This is a genomic window from Paraburkholderia sp. SIMBA_054 (assembly GCF_046534875.1).
Taxonomy (GTDB): Bacteria; Pseudomonadota; Gammaproteobacteria; order Burkholderiales; family Burkholderiaceae; genus Paraburkholderia; species Paraburkholderia hospita.
The window spans coordinates 1-243 of sequence record NZ_JAWRXV010001509.1 but is presented as its reverse complement, the minus strand read 5'-3'; the positions used below and the strand labels follow the sequence as shown (position 1 = coordinate 243).

The window sequence follows — 243 nt, the reverse complement described above, 5'->3', positions numbered from 1 at the left end:
ATTAGTTTATTAATTATATTTATATGAGCTTCTTTTTCTTCTTCTGGTTCTGTAAGTTTTTGTAGGTCTTCAAACACTTTAAGTACATCCGTTATTTTTTCTTTGCTTACATGTCCTTCTAGTTCTTTATTATCAATAGCATTAAAGATTATCCCAAGAGCAATAGCTTTCTCTATCTTCGTTAAAGCTACACCTTCATGCTGTTCTTCTGCACGTGACTCTTGTTTAACTTCTTTAATAGAC

1 protein-coding gene is annotated in these 243 nt (G+C 30.9%); it reads right to left on the bottom strand.

Annotated features, from left to right (window positions below):
* Nucleotides 1-243, bottom strand: a 243-nt coding sequence (locus SB822_RS60075) for a hypothetical protein (protein WP_410859508.1), incomplete at both ends; no start/stop codon positions are given.